This is a genomic window from Nocardioides alpinus (assembly GCF_900112035.1).
In the GTDB taxonomy this organism is placed as follows: Bacteria; Actinomycetota; Actinomycetes; order Propionibacteriales; family Nocardioidaceae; genus Nocardioides; species Nocardioides alpinus.
The window spans coordinates 630,123-650,964 of the sequence record NZ_FOKC01000001.1; the positions used below are offsets into that span (position 1 = coordinate 630,123).

19 protein-coding genes are annotated in these 20,842 nt (G+C 71.4%); 10 read left to right on the top strand and 9 right to left on the bottom strand.

Going from position 1 to position 20,842, the window contains the following annotated elements; all coding sequences use genetic code 11:
* Positions 1-10: 10 nt before the first annotated feature.
* Entirely contained in the window at positions 11-1,174 is a 1,164-nt protein-coding gene (locus tag BM127_RS03040) for a saccharopine dehydrogenase family protein (protein ID WP_091194058.1), read from the bottom strand.
* Between the two features lie 59 nt (positions 1,175-1,233).
* On the opposite strand from BM127_RS03040, the gene BM127_RS03045 reads away from it, so the two are divergent.
* The 3 genes from BM127_RS03045 (at position 1,234) to BM127_RS03055 (ending at position 4,342) form a co-directional block, all read left to right on the top strand.
* A complete protein-coding gene (locus BM127_RS03045) occupies positions 1,234-3,099 on the top strand; it encodes a beta-propeller domain-containing protein (protein WP_157829657.1) in 1,866 nt (621 codons plus the stop codon).
* Between the two features lie 155 nt (positions 3,100-3,254).
* Positions 3,255-3,524, top strand: coding sequence for a DUF2277 domain-containing protein (locus BM127_RS03050; protein WP_091194062.1), 270 nt, complete (start codon positions 3,255-3,257; stop codon positions 3,522-3,524).
* Positions 3,521-4,342: a Sir2 family NAD-dependent protein deacetylase gene (locus tag BM127_RS03055; RefSeq protein ID WP_091194063.1), complete on the top strand. Its 822-nt coding sequence runs from the start codon at positions 3,521-3,523 to the stop codon at positions 4,340-4,342. Before BM127_RS03050 ends, BM127_RS03055 begins: the two co-directional genes overlap by 4 nt.
* 3 nt (positions 4,343-4,345) lie before the next feature.
* Here BM127_RS03055 and BM127_RS03060 read toward each other — a convergent pair whose 3' ends face one another.
* Positions 4,346-5,026 carry an iron-dependent transcriptional repressor DtxR gene (locus tag BM127_RS03060; protein ID WP_091195405.1) on the bottom strand — a complete coding sequence of 227 codons (681 nt, stop codon included), beginning with the start codon at positions 5,024-5,026 and terminating at the stop codon, positions 4,346-4,348.
* Positions 5,027-5,089: 63 nt separating this feature from the next.
* Between BM127_RS03060 and BM127_RS03065 the strand changes: the two genes are divergently transcribed.
* Positions 5,090-5,884 (top strand): hotdog family protein, encoded by a 795-nt coding sequence (locus BM127_RS03065; protein WP_198554478.1) that lies wholly within the window; start codon positions 5,090-5,092, stop codon positions 5,882-5,884.
* Positions 5,885-5,918: 34 nt separating this feature from the next.
* Positions 5,919-7,493, top strand: coding sequence for a glycoside hydrolase family 13 protein (locus tag BM127_RS03070; RefSeq protein ID WP_091194065.1), 1,575 nt, complete (start codon positions 5,919-5,921; stop codon positions 7,491-7,493).
* A gap of 21 nt (positions 7,494-7,514) precedes the next feature.
* Here the strand turns inward: BM127_RS03070 and BM127_RS03075 are convergent, their stop codons facing one another.
* The 5 genes from BM127_RS03075 to BM127_RS21765 all read right to left on the bottom strand — a co-directional run bounded on the left by BM127_RS03075 (position 7,515) and on the right by BM127_RS21765 (position 14,429).
* Positions 7,515-7,958, bottom strand: coding sequence for a MarR family winged helix-turn-helix transcriptional regulator (locus BM127_RS03075; RefSeq protein ID WP_091194066.1), 444 nt, complete (start codon positions 7,956-7,958; stop codon positions 7,515-7,517).
* The gene (locus BM127_RS03080) at positions 7,955-9,544 is read right to left on the bottom strand and encodes an MDR family MFS transporter (RefSeq protein WP_308249281.1); all 1,590 of its coding nucleotides are present in this window, start codon (positions 9,542-9,544) and stop codon (positions 7,955-7,957) included. Before BM127_RS03080 ends, BM127_RS03075 begins: the two co-directional genes overlap by 4 nt.
* Before the next feature lie 519 nt (positions 9,545-10,063).
* Positions 10,064-12,121, bottom strand: coding sequence for an ABC transporter ATP-binding protein (locus tag BM127_RS03085; protein WP_091194068.1), 2,058 nt, complete (start codon positions 12,119-12,121; stop codon positions 10,064-10,066).
* Positions 12,118-13,851: an ABC transporter ATP-binding protein gene (locus tag BM127_RS03090; protein WP_091194070.1), complete on the bottom strand. Its 1,734-nt coding sequence runs from the start codon at positions 13,849-13,851 to the stop codon at positions 12,118-12,120. The genes BM127_RS03085 and BM127_RS03090 overlap by 4 nt, the downstream gene beginning before the upstream one ends.
* On the bottom strand, positions 13,851-14,429 hold the full coding sequence (locus tag BM127_RS21765) for a TetR/AcrR family transcriptional regulator (protein ID WP_139227596.1): 579 nt from the start codon (positions 14,427-14,429) through the stop codon (positions 13,851-13,853). The genes BM127_RS03090 and BM127_RS21765 overlap by 1 nt, the downstream gene beginning before the upstream one ends.
* A gap of 120 nt (positions 14,430-14,549) precedes the next feature.
* Here BM127_RS21765 and BM127_RS22095 point away from each other — a divergent pair, with 120 nt between their 5' ends.
* Genes BM127_RS22095 through BM127_RS03115 form a run of 4 tightly spaced genes read left to right on the top strand, consistent with a single transcriptional unit; the run spans position 14,550 to position 18,299 of the window.
* On the top strand, positions 14,550-15,152 hold the full coding sequence (locus BM127_RS22095) for a hypothetical protein (RefSeq protein WP_157829658.1): 603 nt from the start codon (positions 14,550-14,552) through the stop codon (positions 15,150-15,152).
* A complete protein-coding gene (locus tag BM127_RS03105) occupies positions 15,149-17,203 on the top strand; it encodes an alpha/beta fold hydrolase (protein WP_091194077.1) in 2,055 nt (684 codons plus the stop codon). The genes BM127_RS22095 and BM127_RS03105 overlap by 4 nt, the downstream gene beginning before the upstream one ends.
* A 21-nt stretch (positions 17,204-17,224) precedes the next feature.
* Positions 17,225-17,728 (top strand): RNA polymerase sigma factor, encoded by a 504-nt coding sequence (locus BM127_RS03110; protein ID WP_091194081.1) that lies wholly within the window; start codon positions 17,225-17,227, stop codon positions 17,726-17,728.
* Positions 17,718-18,299, top strand: a complete 582-nt coding sequence (locus BM127_RS03115) for a hypothetical protein (RefSeq protein WP_091194083.1) — start codon at positions 17,718-17,720, stop codon at positions 18,297-18,299. The genes BM127_RS03110 and BM127_RS03115 overlap by 11 nt, the downstream gene beginning before the upstream one ends.
* Positions 18,300-18,312: 13 nt before the next feature.
* Here the strand turns inward: BM127_RS03115 and pdxH are convergent, their stop codons facing one another.
* On the bottom strand, positions 18,313-18,960 hold the full coding sequence (gene pdxH, locus BM127_RS03120) for a pyridoxamine 5'-phosphate oxidase (protein ID WP_091194086.1): 648 nt from the start codon (positions 18,958-18,960) through the stop codon (positions 18,313-18,315).
* Positions 18,961-19,058: 98 nt separating this feature from the next.
* Here pdxH and BM127_RS03125 point away from each other — a divergent pair, with 98 nt between their 5' ends.
* Positions 19,059-20,162, top strand: coding sequence for a citrate synthase 2 (locus BM127_RS03125; RefSeq protein ID WP_091194088.1), 1,104 nt, complete (start codon positions 19,059-19,061; stop codon positions 20,160-20,162).
* Here the strand turns inward: BM127_RS03125 and BM127_RS03130 are convergent, their stop codons facing one another.
* Positions 20,163-20,783 (bottom strand): VldE C-terminal domain-containing protein, encoded by a 621-nt coding sequence (locus BM127_RS03130; protein ID WP_091194091.1) that lies wholly within the window; start codon positions 20,781-20,783, stop codon positions 20,163-20,165.
* Positions 20,784-20,842 lie beyond the last annotated feature (59 nt).

Genomic DNA, 20,842 nt, shown 5'->3' on the forward strand with positions numbered 1-20,842 from the left:
CGGTCGGCAGTCAGACGGTCTCGAACCGGATCCCGGCCGCCTGGAGCCGCGCGAGCAGCGCATCGCCCATCGCCTGGGCCGGCGTCACCTGGCCGGAGGTGTCGGGGTTGTCGTCGAAGGCCAGGCACAGCGCGGCCTCCGACAACATCTTCGCGGTCTCGGTGTAGCCCGGGTCGCCGCCGGAGACGCGGGTGTGGACGGTCTGCCCGCCGGCCTCGCCGACGAAGTCGACGGTGAACCACGACTTCTCCCGCTTCGCCGCGTCGGGTCCCGAGCCCTGCGGCACCTTGGACTTCAGGAAGTCGCGCACCGGCTTCACCTGCGCCGCCACGGTGAGCAGCCCGACGCCGGCCGCGCCGCCCGCGGCGTAGCGCAGCGTCTTGGTGCCGGCCCAGTGGGAGTAGCGGAACTCCGGTCCGTACGACGACAGCGCGGCGCCGCTGCGCGCGACGATGATCGGGTCGATGATCGGCAGCGGGAGCAGCCACCAGCCGAGCACCGGGTCGCGGTGCGGCTTGCCGGACACCGACCGTGACGACCGACCCTCGGGGCGCACCTCGGCACGGCGGCGGGCAGCGTACGTCTTCTTCATCTCGCGCGCCCGGGCGAACTGGTCGAGGGCGGAGTGGAACGTGCCGCCCGAGAAGGTGCCGGCCGAGCGGACCACGCCACGCAGGGTGATCGGCCGGTCCGACGGGAGCTGCTGGACGGTGAAGTAGGCGCCGAGGTCGTGCGGGATCGAGTCGAAGCCGCAGGCGTGCACCAGCCGGGCGCCGGTGCGGAGGGCGGTCTGGTGGTGCGCGAGGAAGGTCTGGTCGACGAACTCCGGCTCACCGGTGAGGTCGAGGTAGTCGGTGCCGGTCTCGGCGCAGGCGGCGACCAGCGGTCCGCCGTGCTGCAGGTAGGGGCCGATGGTGGTGACGACCACGCGCGTCTGGCGGGCGACGTCGCCGAGGGCCGCGGGGTCGGTCGCGTCGGCCACCAGCACCTGCACATCGCCGCCCAGCCGCTCGCGTACGGCCTCGAGCTTGTCGGCGTTGCGACCGGCGATCGCCCACCGCAGCCCGTTCGGCGCGTGCGCGGCGAGGTAGTCCGCGGTGAGGCCGCCGGTGAATCCGGTGGCGCCGAACAGCACGAGGTCGAAGGGCCGGTCGGCGGTGCGGTCGTCGCTCATCGCGCCATCGTGCCACGCGGAACCGCGGCCGCTCGGAGCCCGTCCCACAGAGCATGAGAGTGCGCCGGATCACCACCAGCATCGCCGCCGTCACCAGCCTGGCCGCCGCGGTCGGCGTGGGCTACGTCCTCGGCAACGACCCCGGCGCAGGCACCGTCCCGGCGTCTCCGCCGATCGCCCTCGCCAACGCGGACCTGACCGTCGCGGCCACCTGCGACGACCTGCTCGACTCCTACGTCGAGCGGGCGATCGAGCAGGTCGGGCCCTACGGCTGGGGCTCCGGTGCGGTCGCCTTCGGCTCCTCCGGCGGGGACTCGGAGGCGAGCTCCCCGTCAGCCTCCGCCGGCACCCTGCGCTCCACGGGCGTCAAGACCTCGCGCACCACCAGCAACGAGTCCGGCACCAACGTCCAGGAGCTCGGGGTCGACGAGTCCGACGTCGTCAAGGTCGCCGGCTCCCTGCTGCTGCGGCTGCGCGAGGGCGAGCTCCTGGCGTACGACGTCTCGGGCGACGTACCGTCCCTGCTGTCCTCGACCCAGCTGGAGGACGCACGCAGCAACGGCTGGACGGCCGATCCCGGCGGCGAGATGGTCCTCGTCGACGGCCGGGCCGTCGTGCTCGGGTCGTCGGACGACGGCCGCACGACGACGATCACGACCGTCGACCTGGCCGACCCGACCGCTCCGAGCATCGTCGACACGACCACGATCAAGGCCCGTGCGTCGGCGGTCCGGCTGCACGGCGACGTGGTCCGGGTCGTGCTGCAGAACTCCCTGCCCGAGCTGGACTTCTCCTATCCCGACGGTGCTTTCGGCGAGATCCGCGCCGAGCTGCGCAACCGCTCGCTGGTGCGCGGGACGACGCTCGCCGACTGGCTCCCGACCGTCGACGGAGACCCGGTCGTCGACTGCACGGACGTCGCCATCCCCGACGACGACGAGATCGCGCTCGGCACCACGACCGTCCTCGCCGTCGACCCCGCCGGCCCGGGCACGCGGACCTCCACCGCGGTCGCGACGGACTCCGACACGTCGTACTTCTCGACCGACCGCTTCTACCTGGCGGCCGGCGGCTCCCAGTGGGGCGGCTGGACCGACTGCATGGACTGCCGCACGGGCATGACCGCACCCAGCGGCACCACCCCGCTCTTCGCCTTCGCCCTCGACGGGATGGACGCGACGTACGTCGCCTCCGGGGACGTGGAGGGCACGATCGCCGACCGCTGGTCGATGGACTCCGTCGACGGGTCGCTGCGGGTCGCGGTCGGGCCGAGCAGCGAGACCGGCAACTTCAACTCCGTGCTCACCCTGCGCGAGGACGGCTCCGACCTGGTCGAGGACGGCCGCGTCGACGACCTCGGCATCGACGAGGAGATCAAGTCGGTCCGCTGGTTCGACGACCTGGCGATCGTGGTGACCTTCCGCCAGACCGATCCGCTCTACGCCATCGACCTCAGCGACCCGACCGACCCGCAGCTCCTCGGCGAGCTCAAGATCCCCGGCTTCTCCGAGTACCTCCACCCGCTCGGCGAGCACCGGCTCATCGGGATGGGCCAGGACGCCAGCCTCGACGGCATGGCACGCGGTGCGCAGGCGGCGCTCTTCGACGTCACCGACCTCACGGACCCGCGCCAGATCGACGTGGTGCGCTACCCGAGGGAGAGCCAGGCCGGCGCCGGGGTCGACCCGCGGCAGTTCACCTGGCTGCCCGAGCAGCGGGTCGCGCTGACCGTCGTCTCCCAGGGCTGGACCGGCACCACCGGGTGGGTCTCGGTCCTCTCGCTCGACGACGGCTCCATGACCAACCGGATGGTCGAGGTCGAGCACGGCAGCGACGTCGCCGACGTACGCCTCGTGCCGCTGCAGTCGGGCAAGGTGGCGCTGGTGACCGGCGAGGACGTCTCCTTCTTCGACATCGCCGGTTGAGCCGGGCGAGGAGCGAGCCCGTGTCGAGACCCAGGCCGCCTGAGGTCCTCGGTTTCGACACGCTCGCTGCTCAACCAGCGGGCGCCGCTGCCGCTGGTTGAGCAGGCGCGCCAGCGCCGTGTCGAAACCCTGGCGATCGACGTAATCTGGGACACATGTGCCGCAACATCCGACCGCTGAACAACTTCGAGCCGCCGGCCACGCGTGACGAGGTGACCGCCGCCGCACTGCAGTACGTCCGCAAGGTGGCCGGCACGACCAAGCCGTCGCAGGCCAACGAGGAGGTGTTCTACGCCGCGGTCAAGGAGATCGCGCACCTCACCGAGCACCTGCTCGACGACCTGGTGACCACCGCTCCCCCGAAGAACCGCGAGGTCGAGGCCGACAAGGCGCGCGCCCGCGCGCAGCTGCGGTACGGCACGTGACCCTGGCACCCACCGACCGGGTCGAGTCCGCCCTCGACCTGCTCACCACCCGACCCCTGGTCGTGCTGACCGGGGCCGGGCTCTCCACCGACTCCGGCATCCCCGACTACCGAGGTCCGGGCTCCACGGCGCGCGCACCCATGACCTACCAGGAGTTCGTCGGCAGCGCGGAGGCGCAGCAGCGCTACTGGGCGCGCTCGCACCTGGGCTGGCAGCGGATGGGGCGCGCCCTCCCCAACGACGGGCACCGCGCCCTCGCCGCGCTCGACCCCGTGCTCCTGATCACCCAGAACGTCGACGGCCTGCACGAGGCGGCCGGGTCCCGACACCTGGTGGCGCTGCACGGCCGGGTCGCCGACGTGATCTGCCTGTCCTGCCGCACCACCTCCTCGCGCGACGACCTGGAGCAGCGGCTGGACGACCTCAACCCGGGCTGGCTCGAGCAGCACGGGTGGGTGGAGTCGCGTCCCGACGGCGACGTCGACCTCGACGACACCTCCGACTTCGTCGTGCCGACCTGTGCGTGCGGCGGGCCGATCAAGCCCGACGTGGTGTTCTTCGGCGAGAACGTCCCGGCCGACCGGGTGGCCCGCTGCTACGCCGCCGTCGAGTCGCTCGGGCCCGACGGCGCGCTGCTGGTCGCCGGGTCGTCGCTGACGGTGATGAGCGGTCTGCGCTTCGTGAAGCGCGCGGCCCAGGGGGGCACCCCGATCGTCATCGTCAACCGTGGCGCGACGCGGGGCGACCCGCTGGCGTCGTACACGCTCGACGTCGGGTGCAGCGAGTTCCTGACCCGGCTCGCGGAGCTGGCCGGCTAGGGCTCAGCGGCGTACGAAGATGTGCTCGGCCGCCTCGAGCACCAGCTCGGCGGTCTCGCCGCCGGAGCCGATGAGGATGCCCTCGTCGGTGCGGGTGATGGTGACGGTCTTGCCGGGCAGGGCGCCGACGCGGCGCAGCAGGCCCATCAGCTCCTCGTCCTTCTGCATCTCCTCGGAGATGCGCTTCACGTGGACCATCTGGTCGTCGGCGACCGCGGCCTCGGACAGCGGCTCGACGTTGTCCATGAAGTCCTCGCCGCCCACGTCGCCGAGCTCGTCGAGCCCGGGGATGGGGTTGCCGTACGGCGACTCCGTGGGGTGGTCGAGCAGCTCGAGCAGCCGCCGCTCGACGGTCTCCGACATCACGTGCTCCCAGCGGCAGGCCTCGGCGTGCACGAGCTCCCAGTCGAGCCCGATGACGTCGGTGAGCAGCCGCTCGGCGAGCCGGTGCTTGCGCATCACCCGGGTGGCGAGGAGCTGGCCCTCCTCGGTGAGCTCGAGGTGGCGGTCGCCCTGCACGGTCAGCAGGCCGTCGCGCTCCATCCGGGCGACGGTCTGCGAGACGGTCGGTCCGGACTGGTGGAGCCGCTCGGCGATGCGCGCACGCAGCGGGACGATGTCCTCCTCCACGAGCTCGTAGATCGTGCGGAGGTACATCTCGGTGGTGTCGATCAGGTCACTCACGCAGGTCATTGTGTCCCATCGGCCAACTGCCGCGCCCTGCCGACCCGTGGCACAGTGGCGACGGTGAGCGAACTCATCGTGCCGCAGCGCTTCTGCGGCCCTCCGGACTCGGGCAACGGCGGCTGGACGGCCGGTGCCCTCGCTGCCCTGGACGACGCCGACTCCCCCGACGACAGGTGCGCCGCCTGGCCGGCGATCGAGGTGTCGCTGCGCCAGCCACCGCCCCTCGACACCCCCATGCACGTGTCCGCCGTGGACGGCGTCCTGACCGCCGGCTTCGGGGGCGCGACGATCGCCACCGCCCACCGGGTCGAGCGCGAGCTCCTGGAGGTCGACCCGGTGGCCCCCGACGTCGCCGCCTCCGCCGAGTCGTCCTACCCCGGCCTCGACTTCCACCCGTTCCCGACCTGCTTCGTCTGCGGTACGACGCGGGAGGCGGGCGACGGCCTGAGGATCTTCGCCGGCCGCACCGGGGCGGGGCCGTCCGGCGACCTGGTCGCCGCCACCTGGACGCCCCACCCGAGCCTGCACGAGGACTGGCACACCTACGGCGACGAGCTGCCGCGTGCATCGGTGGCGACGACCTGGGCGGCGCTGGACTGCATCGGCGGCTGGGCCGGCGACCTCAGCGAACGGCTCATGGTGCTCGGCCGGATGACGGCGCGCATCGACGACCTGCCGGTGATCGGTGAGCCCCACGTGGTGGTCGGCGCGGGTCGCGGGACCGAGGGCCGCAAGACCTTCACCGCAGCGACGTTGTACGACGCCGACGGCCGCGTCGTCGCCACGGCCGAGCACACGTGGATCGCGGTCGATCCCGAGATGTTCGGTGGCCGGACACCTGCGCCGTCGGCTTGACCGGGGTCCGGGGCGTGTTGAGAGGATGGACCGCATGGCTGATTTGAACGATCCAAACGTGCAGTGGTGGCGCAACGCCGTCGTCTACCAGATCTACGTCCGGAGCTTCGCCGACAGCAACGGCGACGGCATCGGCGACCTGCCCGGCATCACCGCGCGGCTGCCGCACCTGGCCGACCTCGGAGTCGACGCCCTGTGGATCACGCCGTTCTACACCTCGCCGCAGCACGACCACGGCTACGACGTCGCCGACTACCGCGACGTCGACCCGCTGTTCGGCTCGTTGAGCGACGCCGACGCGCTGATCGCCCGCGCGCACGAGCTCGACCTCCGCGTCGTGGTCGACCTGGTCCCCAACCACACCTCCGACGAGCACGAGTGGTTCAAGGCCGCGCTCGCTGCCGGACCGGGCAGCCCCGAGCGCGCCCGTTACATGTTCCGCGACAGCCCCGACGGCCCGCCCAACAACTGGAGCTCCGTCTTCGGCGGCCCCGCATGGACCCAGGTCGAGGACGGCCAGTGGTACCTCCACCTCTTCGACTCCACCCAGCCCGACCTCGACTGGCGCAACCCCGAGGTCCCGGCGATGTTCGAGGACGTGCTGCGCTTCTGGCTCGACCGTGGCGTCGACGGCTTCCGGGTCGACGTCGCCCACGGCCTCTTCAAGGAGGAGTCGCTGCGCGACCAGGTCGTCACCGACGGCGACGCCCCGGCGAGCAGCGCCCACGAGATGGTCGAGCGCACGATCACCGACGAGCCGATGTGGGACCAGCCCGAGGTCCACGGCGTCTACCGCGAGTGGCACCGCATCCTCGACGAGGCCGGTCCGGACCGGATGGCCGTCGCCGAGGCCTGGACCCAGACGATCGAGTCGATGACCGCGTTCATCCGGCCCGACGAGCTCGACCAGACGTTCAACTTCGCATGGCTGCTCGCCGACTGGTCCGCCGAGTCGTTCGCCGAGGTCATCACCGACACGCTGGCCGCGGTCGAGGGCGTCGGCGCGGCACCGACGTGGGTGCTCAGCAACCACGACGTCGTACGCCACGTCACCCGCTACGGCGGCGGCGAGCAGGGCCTGGCCCGCGCCCGCGCGGCCACGCTGACGATGCTCGCCCTGCCCGGCTCGAGCTATCTCTACCAGGGCGAGGAGCTCGGCCTCGAGCAGGTCGACGTCGCCCCGGAGGACCGCCAGGACCCGTCCTACCTCCGCACCGGCGAGGTCGGTCGCGACGGCTGCCGAGTGCCGATCCCGTGGGGCGGCGCCGAGGCGCCGTACGCCTTCGGGCCGGGCGCCGCGCAGCCGTGGATCCCGCAGCCGGCCGACTGGGCGTCGCTGACCGTCGAGGCGCAGTCCGCCGCCGCCGACTCGACGCTGGCGTTCTACAAGGACGCCTTGCGGATCCGCAAGGACTTCGCCTGGACCGCCGGCGATGTCGTCGAGATGGTCGACGCCGGACCCGACGTCCTCGCGTTCAAGCGCGGTCCGCTGACCGTCGTGCTCAACTGCGGCACGACGCCGGCCGAGCTGCCCGAGGGCGAGGTGCTGCTGGCCAGCGGCCCGGTCGACGGCAAGCTCCTGCCGGACACGGCGGCCTGGCTGCGCTGACCCCTGGCGGGCCGGGATCCGTCAGTCGTCGGAGAGGGCGGTGTTGTACGCCGCCAGCTGGGCCGCGAACCCGGACAGCTCGGCGTCGCTCCAGTCGCCGAGCCGCTCGTCGAAGCGGTCGCTGCGACTGCGGCTGACCGTCGCCAGTCGCTCGCGGCCCTCGTCGGTGGCGTCGAGGAGGATCGCCCTCCGGTCCTCCGGGTCGGGCTTGCGCTCGACCAGGCCGAGGTCGACGAGGGTCTGCACCTGACGGCTGACCCCGCCCTTGTCCATCCCGAAGGCGTCCGACAGGTCGGCGCCGCGCATCGGGCCGTGGGCAGCGAGGTGGGTGAGGATGAAGTAGGTCATCGGGTGCAGGTCGGGGTGGACCTCGCGGGCCCGCTCCCCCATCACCCGCTTGACGCGGCGGATCAGCGACCCGACCTCGGACTCGATCCTGCGGAGGTCGTCGTACCTGGGGCTCATGCGTCCGGGTGCGTTTCTGCCATGAGCTCATCCTCGCGCTTCACCGAGGTGCGCAGCGGCACTTCCTTGATGAAGAGCACGGCGATCAGCGCGCCGACCGCGAACGGGAGCGCGACCAGGAAGATGTGGCCGGTCGCGTCTCCGTACGCGCTCTCGAAGATGGCGCGGATCGGGGCGGGCATGGTGGAGACGTCCGGCACACCGCCGGTCTGGTGAGCGACCTGCTCGGCCAGCTCGGGGTGCGCGGTGACGAGCGCGGTGAGACCGTCCTTGACGGCGTCGGCGACCTGGTGGGCGAGGACGGCGCCGAGGGCGGCGATGCCGACCGAGCCACCGAGCGAGCGGAAGAACGCGACGACGGACGAACCGGCCCCCATGTCGGAGAGCGCGATGGTGTTCTGCACGGCCAGGACGAGGTTCTGCATGGTCGCGCCGAGGCCGAGGCCGAGGACCGCCATGAAGATGCCGGTGCGCCACAGCGGGGTCTGCGCGTCGATGGTGGAGAGCAGTCCGATGCCGAGGATGACCGCGACCATGCCTCCGACGAGCCAGCGCTTCCACACGCCGGTGGCCGAGATGACGCGGCCGCTGACGATGCTCGAGACGAGCAGGCCGCCGACCATGCAGATCGACATCAGGCCCGCCTCCGTGGGGCTCATGTCCTTGGCCCGCTGGAAGTAGAGGCTGAGGTAGACCGTCGAGCCGAACATCGCGAGGCCGATCAGCACCGAGGCGATGGTCGCCAGCGTCAGCGTGCGGTCCTTGAAGAGGCGCAGCGGGATGACCGGGTCCTTGGCGACGTTGGCCTCGACGTGGATGGCGGCTGCGGTGACGGCGATGGCGGCAGCCACGAGGAGGCCGCTGGTCCACGAGACCCAGTCGAAGTTGATCCCGCCGAGCGAGACCCAGATGAGGAGGATCGAGACGCCGCCGACGAGCAGGAAGGCGCCGAGGTAGTCGATCGAGACGTCGTCGCGCTTGACGACGGGCAGGCGCAGCGTCTTCTGCAGCACGACGAAGGCGAGGGCCGCGACCGGGAGCCCGGCGAAGAAGCACCAGCGCCAGCCGACGGTGTCCACCAGGACGCCGCCGACGAGGGGGCCGCTGACGGTGGCGAGGGCGAAGACCGCACCGATGTAGCCGCTGTAGCGGCCGCGCTCACGTGGGGAGACCATCGTCGCAATGACGACCTGCACGAGCGCGGTGAGGCCGCCGACGCCGAGACCCTGCACGACGCGGGCGCCGATCAGCACCTCCATCGACGGCGCGAAGCCGGCGATCAGGGAGCCGATCGAGAAGATGACCAGGGCCGTCTGCACGAGCAGCTTCTTGTCGAAGAGGTCGGCGAACTTGCCCCAGATCGGCGTGGTCGCCGTCATCGCGAGCATCGTGGCGACGACGACCCAGGTGTAGCCGGTCTGGCTGCCCTCGAGGTCGTCGACGATCGTGGGCAGCGCGTTGCTGACGATCGTGCTGGAGAGCATCGCGACGAACATCGCGAGGAGGAGTCCGCTGAGCGCCTCGAGCACCTGGCGGTGGGTCATCTCGCCGGCCTGCTCGGGGGTGAGGGTGGGAGCCTGGGTCACTGCGTGCCTTCGATTCGTGGTTGCTGATCGCAATAGTTGTTGACCACAACCATATGCCTGCGGGGCGCGTACGCCAACCCGGCGGGGACGAGACCCGCGCCACATCCGCTTCCCCCTCGGGGTAGTCCAGTGAGGGATGGTCGGCCGGACGGCCTGAGTAATCCAGTGAGGGATGGTCGGCCGGACGGTCGCTAGACGGCCATCGCTCACTGGACTACCCCGGCGCGGCAGCCAGAAGTCACTGGACTACGGGAGGGGGCGGCGTACAGCACTCGGAAATGCAGCGACCCGCAGGCGTGCTGCCCCTCGTGAGAGGGACCCCGGTGGATGGGAACCGGGCGCCTGCGGGTCGGGTGGCTGCGGTGAATTCGCCGGCAGCTGTCGGCGATGCCGGGGGCTGCCTAGCGGGCAGCCACCTCACTCATCCGAAAAGAACTCATTCTTCGGATCACCTCCCTTCTGTGTGCCTCAACCGTACGTCGCCGCGCGGGGCCGCTCAATGGGTTAACCCGGGCCGTCTCAGACCCCGGCCTCCTCGACCGGGGCATCGAACTGCGAACGGTAGAGACGGGCGTACGCCCCGCCGACGTCGAGCAGCTCCTCGTGCGAGCCCTGCTCGACGATCGAGCCGTCCTCCATCACGAGGATCAGGTCGGCGTCGCGGATCGTCGACAGGCGGTGCGCGATGACGAACGACGTACGGTCCGAGCGCAGCGCGGCCATCGCCTTCTGGAGCAGCAGCTCGGTGCGGGTGTCGACCGAGGAGGTCGCCTCGTCGAGGATCAGCAGCGCCGGGTCGGACAGGAAGGCTCGCGCGATCGTCACGAGCTGGCGCTCACCGGCCGACAGGTTGGAGCCGTCCTCGTCGATGACCGTGTCGTAGCCGTCGGGCAGCGAGTGCACGAAGCGGTCGACGAAGGTCGCGCGCGCGGCCTCGAGGATCTGCTCCTCGGTGGCGTCGGGCCGGCCGTAGGCGATGTTGTCGCGGATCGACCCGGCGAACAGCCAGGTGTCCTGCAGCACCATCCCGATCCGGCTGCGCAGCGCGCCGCGCGGGATGGAGGTGATGTCCACGCCGTCGATGAGGATCCGACCGGACTGCGGGTCGTAGAACCGCATCACCAGGTTGACCATGGTGGTCTTGCCGGCGCCGGTCGGGCCGACGATCGCCACCGTGCTGCCCGGCCGGGCGACCAACGACAGGCCCTCGATCAGCGGGCGCTCGGGGTCGTAGGAGAAGGACACGTCCTCGAAGCGGACCTCGCCGTGCGCGTCGGCACCGCTCGCCGGGAGCCCGGTCGCCTCGGCCGACTCCTCCGGCGCGTCGAGCAGCTCGAAGACCCGCTCCGCGGACGCGACACCGGACTGCAGCAGGTTGAGCATCGAGGCGACCTGCGTCAGCGGCTGGGTGAACTGGCGGGAGTACTGGATGAAGGCCTGCACGTCACCGAGCGACATCGTCCCGCTGGCGACCCTCAGGCCGCCGATCACGGCGATCACGACGTAGTTGAGGTTCCCGACGAACATCATGATCGGCATGATCAGACCGCTGACGAACTGAGCACCGTACGACGCCTCGTAGAGCTCCTCGTTCTGCTCGGCGAAGACCCGCTCGGACTCCGCCTGCCGACCGAAGACCTTGACCAGCGAGTGACCGGAGAAGGTCTCCTCGATGTGCGCGTTGAGCGTGCCCGTGCGACGCCACTGCTGGATGAACATCCCCTGCGAGCGCTTCATCACCGCGCCGGTGAGTCCCATCGCGATCGGCACCGAGACCAGCGCGACCAGCGCGAGCAGCGGCGAGATCCAGAACATCATCCCGAGCACGGCGAAGACCGTGAGCAGGGAGGTGAGCATCTGGCTCAACGTCTGCTGGAGGGTCTGGCTGACGTTGTCGATGTCGTTGGTGACCCGGCTCAGCAGCTCGCCACGAGGCTGCTTGTCGAAGTAGCCCAGCGGCAGTCGGTGGACCTTGTCCTCGACCTCCGAGCGCATCCGCAGCACGGTGCCCTGGACGACGTCGTTGAGCAGGTAGCCACCGAGCCACGCCAGCAGCGACGCGGCGACGTAGATCGCGAGCACGATCATGAGGACCTCGGACACCGCGGAGAAGTCGACGCCGTCGGTCAGGTCCATCGAGGCGAGCATGTCGGCCTGCCGGGTCTCCCCCTGGGCGCGCAGCGCGTCGATCGCCTGCTCCTGCGTCGCGCCCGAGGCGAGCACGTCCTTGCCGATCAGTCCGGCGAAGATCAGGTCGGTGGCGCGGCCGAGGATCTTGGGCCCGACGGCGGTCAGCACGACACTGACGACCGTCAGCGCGAGGACGGCGTACGTCTTGGCGCGCTCGGGACGCAGCCGCGCGAGGAGCCGCTTGAGCGAGGGCCAGAAGGTGTCGGCCTTCTGGCCGATCATGCCGCCGCCCATCGGTCCGCGCCCGGGGCCGCCCGGGCCGGCCTCGACGCGCTCGGTCTCCTTCAGGGTGCCGGGCGCGACCGCAGGACTGTCGGAGGGAACCGGGTCCTCGCGGCGTTGTTCGGGGGAGGGCAGCGGAGGAGAAGAACGTCGTGGGGTGTTCATGCCACTTCCTCCACGGTGAGCTGGGACTGGACGATCTCGCGGTAGGTCCCGCAGGACTCGAGGAGCTCGTCATGGGTGCCGGTGCCGACGACCGCACCGTCCTCCATCACCACGATCCGGTCGGCCTGGCGGATGGTCGCGACGCGTTGCGCCACGATCACCACCGTCGCGTCGCGGGTCACCGGTCTGAGCGCGGCCCGCAGCCGGGCGTCGGTGGTGAGGTCGAGCGCGGAGAACGAGTCGTCGAAGAGGTAGATGTCGGGCTTGCGGATGACCGCGCGGGCGATCGCCATCCGCTGCCGCTGGCCGCCGCTCAGGTTGGAGCCGCCCTGCGCGATCTCGGACTCCAGGCCGTCGGGCATCGCCTCGACGAAGTCCTTCGCCTGGGAGATCTCGAGGGCCGACCACATCTCGTCCTCGGTGGCGTCCGGCTTGCCGTAGCGCAGGTTGTCGGCGACCGTCCCGCGGAAGAGGAAGGCCTTCTGCGGCACGAGCCCGAGCCGCGACCACAGCGTCTCCGGCTCCAGGTCTCGTACGTCGATCCCGCCGACGCGCACCGAGCCGCCGGTCGCGTCGAAGAGGCGGGGCACGAGGTTCACGAGGGTGGACTTGCCGGCGCCCGTCGACCCGACGATCGCCAGCGTCTCCCCGGGCCGGGCGGTCAGCGCGACCGCGCGGAGCACCGGTTCGTCGGCGCCGGGGTAGGCGAAGGTGACGCCGTCGAGCTCGAGGGTGAGGCGCTCGGGCAGGTCGGTGACGGGATCGGTGGGCGGGGCGACCGACGACTCGGTGTCGAGGACCTCGCTGATCCGGTCGGCACAGACCGAGGCGCGCGGCACCATCATCAGCATGAACATCGCCATCATCACCGACATGACGATCTGCATCAGGTAGGAGATGTAGGCCGTCAGGGCGCCGACCTGCATGTTGCCGTCCTCGACCCGGTGGCCGCCGAACCACAGCACCCCGACGGTCGCGACGTTGGCCACGATCATCACCGTCGGGAACATCGCCGCCTGCCACCGGCCGGCGCGGATGGCGACGTCGGTCAGCTGCTGGTTGGCGCCGCGGAAGCGCTCGGTCTCGTGCTCCTCGCGGACGAAGGCCCGGACCACGCGTACACCGGTGATCTGCTCGCGCAGCAACCGGTTGACCTCGTCGATGCGCTCCTGCATCAGCCGGAAGCTCGGCACCATCTGGCGCACGATCAGCCCGATGGACACCCCGAGCACCGGCACGACGGCGAGCACCAGCCACGACAGGCCGATGTCCTCGCGGGCGGCCATGATGATGCCGCCGACCATCATGATCGGCGCCGACACCAGCAGGGTGCCGGCCATCAGCACCAGCATCTGCACCTGCTGCACGTCGTTGGTCTCGCGGGTGATCAGCGAGGGTGCGCCGAAGTGCTGGACCTCGCGGGCGGAGAACGTGCCGACCCGGTGGAAGATCGCGGCGCGCAGGTCGCGACCGAAGCCCATCGCGTTGCGGGCCGAGAACCACACGGCGATGACGGAGCAGATGATCTGCACGAGCGAGACGGCCAGCATCAGCGCGCCGTGGCGCACGATGTAGCCCGTGTCGCCGGTGACGACGCCCCGGTCGATGATGTCGGCGTTGAGGCTCGGCAGGTAGAGGGCGGCCATGGTGCCGACGAACTGCAGTGCGACGACCGCCGCCAGCGGTGCGGCGTAGGGCTTGAGGTAGGTGCGGACGAGTCGCAGCAGCATCAGGTGTCCTTCTTCTTCAGTACGCCGTCGAGCAGCGTGCCGACGATCTGCTCGGGCGTGAGGATGTGGCCGTCGCTGATGTGGGGGTGGGTCCCGGAGAACGTGAGCATCCGGAGCATGTGGACCAGCTGGACAGGGGTGCAGGTGAGCTGGTCGGCCTCTGCCTCGACCGCGGCGACCATGATCTTCTCGGCGCGCTTGCGCCCGTCCTCCATGTGGCGATGGGCCTTGGGCGGGCCGACCATCCCCATCGCGCTCATCAGCAGGAAGATGCCGCGGAAGCGGTCCTGCAGGTGGGCGCAGAGGTCGGTGAGCCGCGCGCGCAGGTCCTGGTCGAGGTCGATCGACTCGAGGTCGGCGAAGAACGGCTCCATGTCGAGCGCCTGCTCGACCGCCGCGGTGACGAGGTCGTCCTTGGAGTCGAAGACCCGGAAGATCGTGCCCTCCGCGACCCCGGCCGCGTCGGCGATCTGCTTGGTCGTGACCGTGCGTCCGTGCTCGTGCAGCAGCGGGATGGTCGCCTCGACCAGCGCCTGACGGCGGTCGTCGGGGGTCATCGGGCGGGCTCGCGGGGTCACCCGGCGAGTGTAAGTGAGTGAGCACTCACTCACAAACTTTTTCTGACCGCAGGTAAAGGTCGCGCGGGACCTCGCGCCTGTACGAGTCAACGGCACCCACCCACACCGAGGACGGTCACCATGGTCGAGCACGACGCCTCGCCACGACACTGGACCAGGCTCGCCGCGGGCCTGGCGGGACTCACCCTGGTGACCGCGTGCGGCTCGTCGGCCACCCCGGACCCGGACACCGCGTCCCCGGCACCGTCCCCGTCGGTCTCCAGCGAGCCCTCCCCCGAGCCGGAGACAGGGACGGAGACGGAGACGGAGACGGAGCAGGCCACCCCGATCGACGGCACCTGGACCACACCGACCCTGACGTCTGCCGACTTCCGGCGCAGCCTCGGCCGGGAGCGGCTCGGCGTGCATGCCGACGCCTTCCTCGAGGAGTTCGAGGGCGAGGTCGACCTCAGCCTCGAGATCCGCGGCGGGTTCTGGACACTCTCGGGCGGCATCGACGGTCGCGCGCCCTCCGTGGTCGACCGAGGCACCGTCGAGGCGAGGAACGGGCGCGTCGTGGTCAGTCCCAGCTCGGGCGGCGAGAACATCTTCCGCTGGAAGCTCACCGACGGCGAGCTCTCGCTCGCCCTGGTGTCGACGACCGAACCGCCCTACGCGGGCGTCCCGAGCGAGACCTACCAGGTCGGTCTCTACGGCACGAGCCCGTTCCGGAGCGCGCCGTGATCCGCGCGGCCGCCGCTGCGGTGGCACTGGCGGTCGCGATGGCCGGATGTACGTCTGGCGCCGACGACCCAGGGCCGACGCCGTCGGGACGCGGCGGAACCGCCGCACCGGCCGACTTCACGGAGACCGAGTGCCCCGCCGACGTGGCCTCGGTCGTCGTGGGCGAGGTCACCTGCGGCGTGCTGACCGTTCCCGAGGACCGGGCCCGGCCGGGCAACGACGTAGACCTCTTCGTGGCACGCATCGAGCCTCCCGAGGTGCTGCACGAGGACCCGATGTTCGTGGCCGGCACCGACCTGGCCAACCTGCCCAACTACGGCGGAGTCGCCCCGCTGGCCCAGCGGGTCGGGCGCGAGGTGATCATGATGGACACGCGCGGCGTCGGTCACTCCCGACCCAGTCTCGCCTGCCCCGAGGTCGACGAGATCCGGACGACCGCACTGACCTCGTCGACCGCCGACGAACAGGCGCGTGCCGCCTTCCTCGCCGCCGTCGACGCCTGCCACGAGCGCCTCACCGCTGACGGCGTGGACCCCGGCGCCTACCACCTCGCCGCGATGGCGGCCGACGCCGAGGACCTGCGCACCGCGTTGGGGATCGAGGAGTGGAACGTCGTCAGCTATGGCACGGCCTCGCGGATCGCGCTCGAGATGGTCCGCCGGAGCCCCGACCACCTGCGCTCGGTGCTGCTCGACTCGCCGGAGGTGCCCGGCGTCGACCCGCGCGTGCTGGCCGTCGACAGCACCCGTGCCGGCCTGGCGGCCGTGCTGGAGGCGTGCGCCTCCGCGAGGCCGTGCGACGACGCCTTCCCCGACGTCGACACCCTGCTCGACCGCGCGCTGGCCGCCCTCGCTGACGACCCGCTCACCGTTGCGATGTCCCCCACCGGACAGGAGTCCGTCGACGTGCTCGTCGACGACGCGCTGCTGCTGCGACTGCTGCGCGGCATGCTCTCCGACGGAGGCAGCAGCGGTTCGTTGACGCGTGCGGCGTCGGTGCCCGCGGTGCTCGACGGGGCCGTCGACGGGCGGCTCCCCGAGCTCGCGAAGACCCTCGCCACGACGGTCGCCGGCTCCCCGCCGTACTGCCTGGGCTACCTGCCCAAGTGCCTGCCACAGCACCGCGCCAGCGTCGGCACGGCCTACTCCGTGCTGTGCCACGACGTCGCACCCCGGCACGACGACGCCGAAGCGGCGCGGGCCGCGGGCACGGAGGACACGGCCGTCGCGGCGGCGTACGGGGAGAGTCCCTACCTCGACGTGTGCGACGCGTGGCCGGTCGACGGCACCCAGCACACGGGCACCCCGGACGTCGACAGCCCGGTGGAGTCCGACCTGCCGGTGCTCGCACTGGTCGGGGCCTTCACTCCCTACTCCCCCGAGGCCGTGGTGCGCGAGGGGCTGGCCGGCCTGTCCGGGACGACCCTCGTGGTGGACCCGACGGGCGGACACAACGTGATGGGCTCGGACTGCCTCGTGTCGATCCGGAGCGCGTGGCTCGACGACCTCGATCTGGGCGACGACGAGCAGGGATGCCTCGCGGACCAGGAGACGGACTGGGTCACCGACCTGACCGAGCTCGGAGCAGAGCCGACCCCCGCGGGCTCGGAGCGCCCGACCGGTCCGGCGGGCAGCGGGGCCGGGGACCTCGAAGGGGTGTGGGAGTCCGCCCTCACCCGCGCCGAGATCCGTCGCGCGCTCGTCGCGGGCGGCTTCGGCGGACTCGCCGAGAGGTTCTTCGCCGACGAGGAGATCGCCGCCGAGGGAGTCCGGATCCGCACCACCTTCGAGGACGGCCGGTTCTCGCAGGCCTACCTCGGGTCCGACGGTGCGTGGCAGGTCGGCTGGGAGGCGGGCGCGACCATCACCGGCGACCGGGTGGAGATCACCGACGAGGCGACCGGGTCGACCGACACCCTCCGCTGGCGGGTCGCCGACGGCCGGGTGAGGTTCGCGCCCGTCGACTCCACCCTGCCCCTGTACAACGGGATTCCGGAGATGGCCTACTTGTGGGCCTACTTCGCTGCCGATGCGCACCGACGCACCGAGTGAGCGGGGAGGGGCGAGGGACCCGTGGACGCGGACGAGGAGTTCAGGTGGTTGTTCATCAACGACTATCCCTCCGTAGTGCGCTCCACCTACCTCGTCCTGCACGACCACGCGCGTGCTGAGGAGATCGCCCAGGACGCCTTCGTCCAGCTCCTGCGCCACTGGGCCAAGGTCTCGCGGTACGAGTCGCCGTCCGCGTGGTTGCGACGGGTCGCCATCCGCCTCGCCGTCAAGGAAGCCCGACGTGACCAGCGGCGCCTCGTGCTGACCCGGCGCGATCACGAGACCCCCGGCGCACCCGCGACCGGAGGGGTGACGGAGGTGGACGAGGAGCTGGTCGCCGCGATCCGCACGCTCTCGCCACAGCAGCGATCCGTGGTGGTGCTCTTCTACTACGAGGACCGGCCGATGGACCAGATCGCCGAGATCCTGGGCTGCACTCCGGCGACCGGCTGGGTGCACCTGCACAAGGCCCGCAAGCGACTCGGCGTCATCCTCGAGGCAGAGGTGCACAGCGATGTCGATTGACCAGCGCCTCCGCAACGGACTGCACCCGTCCGGGTCCGAGCCCGGCCCCGACACCATGGCCGCACTGTGGCGGGTCGAGCAGCGGGCCGCCCGGCAGACGCGGGCGAAACGCGTCGGGGTCGGCGCCCTCCTGGCCGCGGTGCTCGTGGTCGTGATCGGCGCCGGAGCCACGCTCCAGCACCAGCGCACCGACAGGGTCGACGTGGTGGTGGTCCAGCCCCCGGAGCAGCAGCTCGTCGGCAGCTACGTGGTGGACGTGCCGGCCTCGCCGACCGCGCGCCGCAAAGGCATGGTCGGCCGCTGGGTGGTCTCGCTCGAGGCCGACGGTGCGCTCGAGATGCGGCCTCCACCGACCTATGCCGGCGCGACGACAGGAGCCGCCTGGCGCCTGCAGGACGACCAGCTCCGGACCGACGCCCTGGTCGAGCCCGGCTGCCAGGCGGACAGCGGCTACGTCGGCACCTATACGTGGTCACTGACCGACGACGAGCTGACGTTCACCCTCGTCGAGGACGACTGCGGGGCCAGGCGGATCCTGTTCACGGCAGGGGGATGGGCACGGGTGCCCTGACCCGGGGACCGCGTCAGGGTGCCAGTCGTACGACCTCCCAGCCGGCGCCCTCGCGTCGGTAGACCAGCCGGTCGTGCATCCGCCCCGGCCTCCCCTGCCAGAACTCCACGACCTCCGGCACCACGCGGTAGCCGCCCCAGTGCGGGGGCACGGGCACCGCGTCGCCCTGCCCGTCGGGGCCGAAGCGCTCCTCCGCCCGGGCGTACGACGCGGCGAGCGCCGCGCGCGAGTCGACCACCTCCGACTGGGCGGACGCCCACGCGCCGATCTGGGCACCGCGGGGGCGGGTGCGGAAGTAGGCCTCGACCTCGGCCCGGTCCAGCACCTCCGCGACCCCCTCCACACGCACCTGCCGCTCGAGCGGGTGCCACGGGAAGAGCAACGCGCAGTGGGCGTTGGCCGCGAGCTCGTCCCCCTTGCGGGAGGCGTGGTTGGTGAAGAAGACGAACCCGCGCGGCCCGAGCTCCTTCAGCAGCACCATCCGGCTCGACGGGCGACCGTCGGGCGTCGCCGTCGCGACCACCATCGCGTTGGGCTCGTGCACCCCGGCGTCGATGACCTGCGCGAGCCAGCGCTCGAACATCTCGATCGGGTCGTCGGCCAGGTCCGGGAGGTCGAGTCCTCCGCGGCCGTACTCCTCGCGCAGTCCGGTGAGGTCCATCCGCCGAGGGTAGACCCGGCACCCGTGCCCGACGGCAGGGTGCACAATGAGCCGTCTCGTGACGTACCCCGGGACTCCCGCGCACGAAGGAGTGACCCATGACCGAGATCCACCACGGCCTCGAAGGTGTCGTTGCGTTCGAGACGCAGATCGCCGAGCCGGACAAGGAAGGGTCGGCGCTGCGCTACCGCGGCGTCGACATCGAGGACCTCGTCGGCCGCGTGCCGTTCGAGAACGTCTGGGGCCTCCTCGTCGACGGCACCTACCTGCCCGGCCTCCCGCCGGCCGAGCCCTACAACATCTCCATCCACACCGGCGACGTGCGCGCGGACGTCCAGGCTGCGGTCGCGATGCTCGCGCCGATGCTGGGCATGGGCCAGACCTACGACATCTCCGACGAGCAGGCACGCCTGGACCTGTCCCGCGTCGCGGTCATGGTGCTGTCGTACGCCGCGCAGTCGGCGCGCGGCCTCGGCAGGCCGATCGTCCCGCAGGCCGAGGTCGACCAGGGCCGGACGCTCGCCGAGAAGTTCCTGATCCGCTGGCACGGTGAGGCCGACCCCCAGCACGCCCACGCGATCGATGCCTACTGGTCCTCGGCGGCCGAGCACGGCATGAACGCCTCGACCTTCACCGCCCGTGTCATCACCTCGACCGGCGCCGACGTGGCGGCCGCGTTCTCCGGAGCCATCGGCGCCATGTCCGGCCCCCTGCACGGCGGCGCGCCCTCGCGCGTCCTCGGCATGATCGAGGAGGTCGAGAAGCGCGGCGACGCGTCCGCCTACGTCAAGGAGCTGCTCGACAACGGCGAGCGGCTGATGGGCTTCGGCCACCGCGTCTACCGCGCCGAGGACCCGCGCGCCCGCGTGCTGCGCCGCACCGCCAAGGAGCTCGACGCACCGCGCTACGAGGTGGCCGTCGCGCTGGAGAAGGCCGCGCTCGAGGAGCTCAAGGCCCGCCGGCCCGACCGCGTCCTGGAGACCAACGTGGAGTTCTGGGCGGCCATCGTCCTCGACTTCGCCGAGGTGCCGCCGCACATGTTCACGTCGATGTTCACCTGTGCCCGCACGGGTGGTTGGTCGGCGCACATCCTCGAGCAGAAGACGACCGGCCGGCTGATCCGGCCGTCCGTGGTCTACGCCGGTCCCGGCACCCGCCCCGCCAGCGACATCGACGGCTGGGACGACGCCTGGGGCAAGTGATCAGCCGACGACCGGCACGGCCTGCGCGGCGTACCAGGAGGTCACGCCACGCGCACCCTGGCGCGTCAGCGAGACGTGCAGGTGGTCCCTGTGCCGCAGCGTCGGCGAGCAGGTGCGGCGGGTGCTGCACCCCGAGCTGAGGTAGCGCTTCGGCTCGAACCCGTCGTACGCCGCGTACATCTGGTCGTCCCAGATGATGTACATGATCCCCATCCGGCGGGCCAGCGCGTGCGGGTTGCCCAGGTCGTCCGGGGCGAGGATCTCGTCGAGCAGCGCCGCGGCGAGCGCCTGGTCGACGTCACTGCGGGCGTCGAGGATCCAGTCGAAGGCACGCGACTCCTTGTGCTCGCTGGTGCTCGAGCCCGCGCACGAGCGGGCGATCGTGCCGTAGCCACCACCGCGCGCGACCAGCCAGTCGGCCAGCATCAGCACGCCGGGCTTCGGCGTCTGCCGGCACTTCGTCTGCGGCTGGTAGCCGGAGTAGGGCTCGATCGGCATCACGTAGGGCGCGGACGACGTGACGGTGCCGCGGCTGCTCTCCGCGGTGGCCGCACCCGTGCCTGCGGAGGCCATCGCCACGACGACGGCGAGGGCCAGCAGGGGTCGGGAGAGAGCGCGCACGATCGCGACCGTAGGCGCGCCCGGGAGCCACCGTCAGCGGATTGGCCGAACACCAACGC

What these genes read in the sequence shown, in the direction of transcription:
- BM127_RS03040 (WP_091194058.1), bottom strand. Translation starts at nt 1,174, where the DNA reads ATGAGCGACGACCGCACCGCCGACCGGCCCTTCGACCTCGTGCTGTTC.
- BM127_RS03050 (WP_091194062.1), top strand. Translation starts at nt 3,255, where the DNA reads ATGTGCCGCAACATCCGACCGCTGAACAACTTCGAGCCGCCGGCCACG.
- BM127_RS03070 (WP_091194065.1), top strand. Translation starts at nt 5,919, where the DNA reads ATGGCTGATTTGAACGATCCAAACGTGCAGTGGTGGCGCAACGCCGTC.
- BM127_RS03075 (WP_091194066.1), bottom strand. Translation starts at nt 7,958, where the DNA reads ATGAGCCCCAGGTACGACGACCTCCGCAGGATCGAGTCCGAGGTCGGG.
- BM127_RS03085 (WP_091194068.1), bottom strand. Translation starts at nt 12,121, where the DNA reads ATGAACACCCCACGACGTTCTTCTCCTCCGCTGCCCTCCCCCGAACAA.
- BM127_RS03090 (WP_091194070.1), bottom strand. Translation starts at nt 13,851, where the DNA reads ATGCTGCTGCGACTCGTCCGCACCTACCTCAAGCCCTACGCCGCACCG.
- BM127_RS22095 (WP_157829658.1), top strand. Translation starts at nt 14,550, where the DNA reads ATGGTCGAGCACGACGCCTCGCCACGACACTGGACCAGGCTCGCCGCG.
- BM127_RS03115 (WP_091194083.1), top strand. Translation starts at nt 17,718, where the DNA reads ATGTCGATTGACCAGCGCCTCCGCAACGGACTGCACCCGTCCGGGTCC.
- pdxH (WP_091194086.1), bottom strand. Translation starts at nt 18,960, where the DNA reads ATGGACCTCACCGGACTGCGCGAGGAGTACGGCCGCGGAGGACTCGAC.
- BM127_RS03125 (WP_091194088.1), top strand. Translation starts at nt 19,059, where the DNA reads ATGACCGAGATCCACCACGGCCTCGAAGGTGTCGTTGCGTTCGAGACG.